The 7,058-nt window shown below is 45.9% G+C and carries 5 protein-coding genes; 4 read left to right on the forward strand and 1 reads right to left on the reverse strand.

Features of this window, described 5'->3' with window-relative positions; translation table 11 throughout:
* Positions 1-1,972, reverse strand: a 1,972-nt coding sequence (locus J7J62_06850; GenBank protein ID MCD6124872.1) for a DUF2723 domain-containing protein, incomplete at its 3' end; no start/stop codon positions are given.
* Positions 1,973-2,228: 256 nt separating this feature from the next.
* Between J7J62_06850 and J7J62_06855 the strand changes: the two genes are divergently transcribed.
* The 4 genes from J7J62_06855 (at position 2,229) to J7J62_06870 (ending at position 6,851) form a co-directional block, all read left to right on the forward strand.
* Positions 2,229-3,842: a phosphoenolpyruvate carboxykinase (ATP) gene (locus tag J7J62_06855; protein MCD6124873.1), complete on the forward strand. Its 1,614-nt coding sequence runs from the start codon at positions 2,229-2,231 to the stop codon at positions 3,840-3,842.
* A gap of 80 nt (positions 3,843-3,922) precedes the next feature.
* Positions 3,923-4,708, forward strand: coding sequence for a 3-methyl-2-oxobutanoate hydroxymethyltransferase (panB, locus tag J7J62_06860; GenBank protein ID MCD6124874.1), 786 nt, complete (start codon positions 3,923-3,925; stop codon positions 4,706-4,708).
* A 36-nt stretch (positions 4,709-4,744) separates the two neighbouring features.
* Positions 4,745-5,560 carry a PTS sugar transporter subunit IIA gene (locus J7J62_06865; protein ID MCD6124875.1) on the forward strand — a complete coding sequence of 272 codons (816 nt, stop codon included), beginning with the start codon at positions 4,745-4,747 and terminating at the stop codon, positions 5,558-5,560.
* A 1-nt stretch (position 5,561) separates the two neighbouring features.
* Positions 5,562-6,851 carry a cation:proton antiporter gene (locus tag J7J62_06870; protein ID MCD6124876.1) on the forward strand — a complete coding sequence of 430 codons (1,290 nt, stop codon included), beginning with the start codon at positions 5,562-5,564 and terminating at the stop codon, positions 6,849-6,851.
* The last annotated feature ends 207 nt before the right edge of the window (positions 6,852-7,058 follow it).

The following is a 7,058-nucleotide window of genomic DNA, read 5'->3' on the forward strand; positions in this document are numbered from 1 at the left end:
AAGTATCATTATCGCCATTTGTGAAAAGAATAGCGTTTTTATCGCAAGATTGAAGAATATTGTATGCGTAATCATAAGGAATGTAATTTCTGCTGCGGTCGTTTTGCCACCAGTATGTAGCCAGCGAAACAACGGGCAAAAATAGCGAGAGAACAGCCACGACGAGAATCCACACTTTTGACTTTGATGGATTGGCTTTTTTGGTCTCGCCTTTCTCAAGCTTTATCTTCTGGCATCTTATACCGAGGAATATCGAGAGCGCGGCAGCTCCAAGGAAATAGAAATGGTCCTGTCTCACCAGGAATAGAATTACCAGCGCTCCAAAGGCTATAGTGTAGAAGAGAAGAGGACCGGTTCTCTTAAGGAATGCTTTAAACTCTCGCGCCCCACGATATATGAATGTCATCAGTGCAGCAAAACCGAGTCCCATAAGCGCGCCAAAAAACATAAATCCCGGCGTGTAAAAGTAATCTCGATCCCTGACCTCGAGGTGGATACCCCTCGTGCCATCCGAAAAGTTAAGATAAACCAGCAACCCTATAGTCGCTATAAGTGTCGAGAAAAACAGCAATGCCCCCCACTTGGGGTTCCTGTAATATGCGTATCCAAGCCCTATAATACCTATAATAAAGAATAACCAGCCATTAAGCGTGAAAGCGTAAGGTATCTTTTTGGGATTAGCCCATTGCTTTCTGAAAAATCCCCAGAACCCCATCCTCTCATGTGTCCCGAATTGGCTTGCCCACGAACCTTTCCTGTGGAAAAGCATAACCCACATCGACTGACCGTATTGACTTCGGTCCATGTAGCCGCGGAATGCTTTGAGCGTTTCAGGATCGTTCTCGTCCACATATGGGTCAGCCTTGGAACGGATTATCGTATAGGAATTAAGCGAGAAAGCTATTATGGCGAGTAGTATCGTAAAAAAGCCTACCTTCCACTCCCTGGGGACATTTCTTTTCCAAACCGATACGAATGCTATGGCTATTATAACAAGCTGTGTAAGTGCTGAAAGCGTGCTCGGGTCACTGCCCGAAAAACCATAATCTTTAAGAAGAAGCCCGGGAATAGTGGTCCCCTTAAAAAGAAGAACTACTTGAGCCAAACCCCATATTCCGAGAATAGTCATGAGGATTGAGCGATTGGTCGGCTTACTGCTAAGCATAGCAGCGAGGGCGAAGATAACGAGCCCAGCAAGCATGTTCTCCACAAACAGGTTAAACTCTGTCGCAACGAGAAATAAGAGCATCCATGTGAGCCAGAAAATCGGGCTTTTGCGCTTGGTCTTGTCAGCTATGATGAAATACAAAAACACGGGCGGCAGCATTATCATGACCGTAAGGTGCGCACCGATGCCAAGATAAAGAAGATAAGCTATAAGCATAATATACCTATCCACCTTCGGGTCCTTTTTTCTTTCGCTCCAGAGAAGGGCAAGATACACTATAAGCGTTGTTGCAAGCATAGCGAAACCGTAAACCTCAGCTTCAAGACCGTTGTTCCAATATGTGGTCCCGAAAGCGGCCAGAAATGCGCCAGAGGCAGCGCCTATAAGGGCGATAAAAAGTTCTGTCGTGTTTTTTACCTGACCAAACCACCTGTTTATTATCCGCGCAAGAATCAAAAACAAAACTCCAATGGCGAGAGCGTTAAAAAGAGACGACATCCAGTTTATTTTGTGGGCAATGCTTACCCCAAGAGGGAGAAGTGAAAAAAGCCGTCCCCACAAAACGAAAAGCGGCGCCCCGGGGGGATGAGGAACACCGAGAGTATATGAACACGCTATGAACTCACCACAATCCCAAAATGGGACAGTCGGCTGCGCTGTAAGCATGTAAACGGCAAGAACAATCGCGAAAACTATGAATGCGGATATGTTTCTTATGCGCGACCAGCGCTCAACGGTTATCGCCGCCGCCTTCTCGGCGGGAACAGATATCGGCTGCTTCAAAGTTGCTGCTTGCTCAACCATTATATCCTCCGCTAAATTTTAACAAACCTAAAATTATGTGAAATTAAAACTGCTGTCAAGATTTACATGCAATACAACCAAAACCAAGGTAAAAATAATCCACAACCACTACATTTCAATCAAAATAAAAATGATTTATCGGATGAATCCGCAAAAAATCATGTTATTTTTTTCACAAATTTTTTATTTTTTTCTTGTTTTTTAATCAGGTTTTAATTTCTTTTCAAGATTTGATAGTAATAAAAGGAGGTAATAAATGGTTTTCCCATCTCTGCACAATAAATCGGAAATAACCTCGTTCAGAACAATAATAGAGACCGCCTTCTACAGAAATAATGTTCACAAAATAAGCTCAGTCGCAGAAGCCTACTTTCTTGCAAAAAACTCTCCTGGAACGATAGTAACTGATATTCCAATACACAAGCCCGAATTTCACGACCTTCCGAGCGACGCTAAAATCCTCGTTTTCAACGACGGCGCAGTGGTCGGAAGATGCGCACAGGCGCGAAGAATAGCGTTCACACCAGGAGTCGACGAGAAAAAGTATGGAGAAATACTTCGGGAAGCTGTCTACGGAACAAGATTCAGAAAAATGTACCATGCCGAGGCAGTTATAGGGCTTCACCCCGACTTTATGGTAAAAGCTAACCTGCTCATTCCAGAAGGATTTGAGAACACGGTGCTAAATTGGCTTCTGAATTTCCAGAGCATAAACACCAAATACGCCGAGATGTATGCTAATTCCCGTCCGATAGAGGATTTCGAGATTTTCGTTTTCGCGGACCCCTACTGGGAACACCCAGACTTTCCTCTTGGACTCGCATTTTTTGACCCTACGCACAATGTGGCTGCACTTCTCGGGCTGCGATACTTCGGCGAGTTCAAAAAAGGAACACTAACACTCGCATGGGGAACCGCCAATAGACACGGCTATGTATCGTGCCACGGCGGACTAAAGCGATACGACGACCAGAAGATGGTTTACGCTTTCTTCGGACTCTCCGGTTCTGGAAAATCAACTCTCACGCACGCCAAACACGGGGGAAGATACAAGACAACCATAGTTCACGACGATGCATTCATAATAAATCTTGATGACGGCTCATCCATAGCGCTGGAGCCCTCATACTTCGATAAAACCGCTGACTATAAAATAGGGCACCCCGATAACAAATACATCCTTACTGCGCAGAACGTCGGTGTAACCGTGGGCGAGGATGGGAAAATGTATCTTGTTACCGAAGACATCCGCAACGGCAACGGCAGAGCGATAAAATCGAGGCTGTGGTCGCCTAACAGAGTTGACAAAATCGAAGACCCGATAAACGCTATATTCTGGCTTATGAAAGACCCTGCACTCCCACCGATAACCCGCATCGATGACCCGACGCTGGCGAGCACCATGGGCACTACACTTGCTACTAAACGAACCTCCGCGGAAAGAGTGGTCGGGGTAAGCCTCGACAAACTCGTGGTAGAACCGTATGCGAACCCGTTCCGCACATATCCGCTTAAGGAGGACTACACAAAGTTCAAGATGCTGTTCGAACGCGGCGTCAAAGCATACATCCTGAACACGGGACACTTTATGGGTAAAAAAGTCCCAAAAGAGTTAACACTATCGATACTTGAGCGACTCGTTGAGGGCAACGACGATTGGGTCGAATGGAAGGGAGTACCAGAATTCTCATACATGCCATTTGAAGGATTTGAGCCAAAAATGGACGACCCGGAATACAAGAAATTCTTCAAGGAGCGAATGCTTGACCGTCTCGAGTTCATCGAGAGCCGCGAGGAAGCCACCAAGGGATTCGACACGCTCCCGGAGGAAGCCGCGGAAGCTATAAGAAAAATAGTAAACAGACTATAGGCACAAAGCATTGGCAAACAAGTATTTTGACAAAATCCTAAATTTCCCTACATTATAACTACTGACTTTTTATTTCAAAAATGGCGAGAGATAGCAAAATAACTGTCAAGACCATTTTAAAGAAAAAGGTCGAGGGAGTTCCCATAGTTGCTCTTACTGCATACGACTACTTTACCGCCAAATATCTCGATGAAGCCGGCGTTGACTTGATACTCGTCGGCGACTCCGTTGAGATGGTTCTTTACGGCTCCGAAACCACACTTACCGCCAGCATGGAGAAAATGCTTTACCACACCGAAGCGGTCGCCAAAGCGGTTAAAAGAGCGCTTGTTGTGGCTGACATGCCATTTCTTTCATACCAAACCTCAATAAGGGATGCAATAACTAACGCAGGCAGGTTTCTTAAAGCTGGCGCACAAGCCGTTAAACCCGAGGGTGGAGCGGAATTCGCGGAAACGATAAAGGCATTGGTAAATTCGGGAATACCTGTCCTCGCACACATAGGAATGCTTCCGCAATCTGTGCACAAACTTGGCGGATACACCACGCAGGGCGTCGAGGAGGCATCGGCAAAAAAACTGCTCGAGGACGCACACGCAGTAGAGGAAGCAGGCGCGTTCGCTGTAGTGCTGGAAAAGGTTGAAGAGAAAACGGCAAAAAAAATAACCGAAGAACTATCCATTCCCACAATAGGCATAGGTTCAGGACCCTACTGCGATGGTCAAATATTAGTCGTAAACGATATTCTCGGTCTTTTTGACAGATTCACGCCCCCCTTCGTCAAAAAATACGCTAACCTGAAAGAAGAAATAATCAAAGCCGCAAAAAAATTCGCGGAGGATGTTAGAGAAAAAAAGTTTCCCTAAATAATCTTCATTATAAAAAGTGTCAGGGGGTATTTAATGATTAAAATCGAGAAAATATTGGAGAAAGAATGTTTCGACATCGACGACACCCTTACGGATAAGGATTCTGTTTTAAGGAAAATAGCTGAGATGGCAGCCCACTGTTCGAAGCTTGTTCATATAGAATCCGAGAAGCTATACGAATCCTTGTTGCAGCGCGAAAAACTGGGCACCACAGGATTAGGAAATGGCATAGCCATACCGCATTGTGTCCTTCCCGATATAGATGAGTTCGTTCTCGGCATGCTGATAGTCCCGCACGGCATTGACTTCGACGCTCTGGATGGAAAGCCAGTAAAAATATTCGCATTCATCGTTGCACCCCAAAAAAGAAGGAACGACCACATAAGGCTGCTCTCCGTTGTGGCGAAAATACTTGGCACTGAATCCACGCGAAAAAGGCTTCTTTCGGCGAAGGATAAAGACGAGCTTTTCGAGATTTTCTCAAACAAATTCACCGAGCTATGCCCTATAGAGCAGCAAAGGCAATTTTATCTTTTCAACATAATAGTTCAGAAGGATTCCGATTTTCTCGATATTCTTGGCCTTCTGACGGAACTTCCTGACACATCGCTTACGATAATCGAGGCAGCCAACGCATCGAACTATCTTAAAGCGCTGCCGCTTTTCATGAGTTTCTGGGGAGAGGGGAAAAAGCGATTTAGCAAAATAATACTGGCTACCATACCAAAGAAATACTCCAACGAAGCGCTGCGGCGCATAAAAGAGATCGCGCGGAAAAACAAGTCACAATCAGAAATAATGGTCGTGGTTCTTGACACCGTATATACCTTTGGAGAACTGGAATACTAATATGGAAAACGCATCGGAAATCATAGGAAGGCTTCACAACCCATCCATTTATGGGATTTTCATCGTAGGACTCATAGTTGTCGTTGGTTTCTACTTCGGCAGGCTTGCGAAAAAGCTTCGTCTGCCAGCTATAATAGGCTACATGATTTTCGGCATTCTTCTGGGACCGTCGATACTTAACCTTGTAACGAGCGACACGCAATCTCATTTATCGTTCATAACCGAAGTTGCATTAGGGTTCGTAGCACTTGCCATCGGGCTTGAGCTTGATATAGCTCAGCTTAAACGGCACGGGAAAGCGATAATCCTAATAATCCTTTCGGAATCTTTCGGGGCATTCCTAATAGTTTTTGCAGCGCTTTACCTTCTTACCAAAGATGTCGTTCTATCGCTTATGTTCGCCTCTGTTGCGCCAGCAAGCGCCCCCGCAGGAACTGTGGCTGTCATCCAAGAATACAAAGCCAGAGGTCCGCTTACCAACGCACTATACGCCGTGGTGGGTTTTGACGATGGCTTGGGGATAATAATTTTCGGCTTTGCTTTCGCTATAGCGCGCTCGCTACTTCTGAAACAGGCTGGTGTTCACGCTGCTGGGACATTTGCTATACTTCTCAAGCCATTTCTCGAAATCCTTATGAGTTTCGGCTTAAGTATCGCCTTCTGGGCTTTGTTCACTCTGCTCTCGCGAAAACTAAGGACCTCGGGTGAGGTGCTCGTGCTGGTTTTCGGCTTCGTGATGCTCGTTACAGGGTTGTGTGAAGCGCTGGGAATATCATTGATACTGACCAACATGATGATCGGAATTTTAATCGTCAACACTCACTCAAAAAGGCTTATCCAGCACATTCAGGACGAGCTACCGAATCTTATGCAAATAATATTTATCCTTTTCTTTACTCTTGCCGGGACCAACCTTCACATAGGCGCTTTGCCGTCGTTGGGTCTTATTGGTTTGATATACATACTATCGCGTGCAATTGGGCTTATGGGTGGAGCATGGTTCGGAGCAACCGTCGGAAAAGCATCGCAAAAAATAAGAAAATACCTCGGCTTGGGGATACTTTCTCAAGCAGGTGTTGCGATAGGGTTGTCCCTTATTGTCAAGCAACAATTCGCTGGCGTTGGCAAGATTCTCCGATATGTGGGTGGCAACCCATTCACAGAGGGCGACAGAATAGGAACCGCCCTTTTAACCACGATAACCGCTACATGCGTTGTTTTCGAGATTATAGGCCCCATATTGACCAAAATAGCCCTTACTAAGGCGGGGGAGATAGGGGAAAGCATTTGAATCTCGGGGACCGCGGAATAGAACGGGGACCACGGGGGCTAATGTTTTGAGGTTTTAGATTATCTTACCGCGCTACTGTAACGGTCCCTTCGCAAACTACCTCGCCAGCGACCTCAATGCTGTAGATGTAAACCCCCTCAGGAACAGGATTGCCACCGTCATCCGTGCCGTCCCAGCGGGCATGCTGCTTGGCGGAAAGACCAGCGG

The sequence above is a fragment of the bacterium genome, assembly GCA_021159335.1.
Taxonomy (GTDB): domain Bacteria; phylum UBP14; class UBA6098; order B30-G16; family B30-G16; genus JAGGRZ01.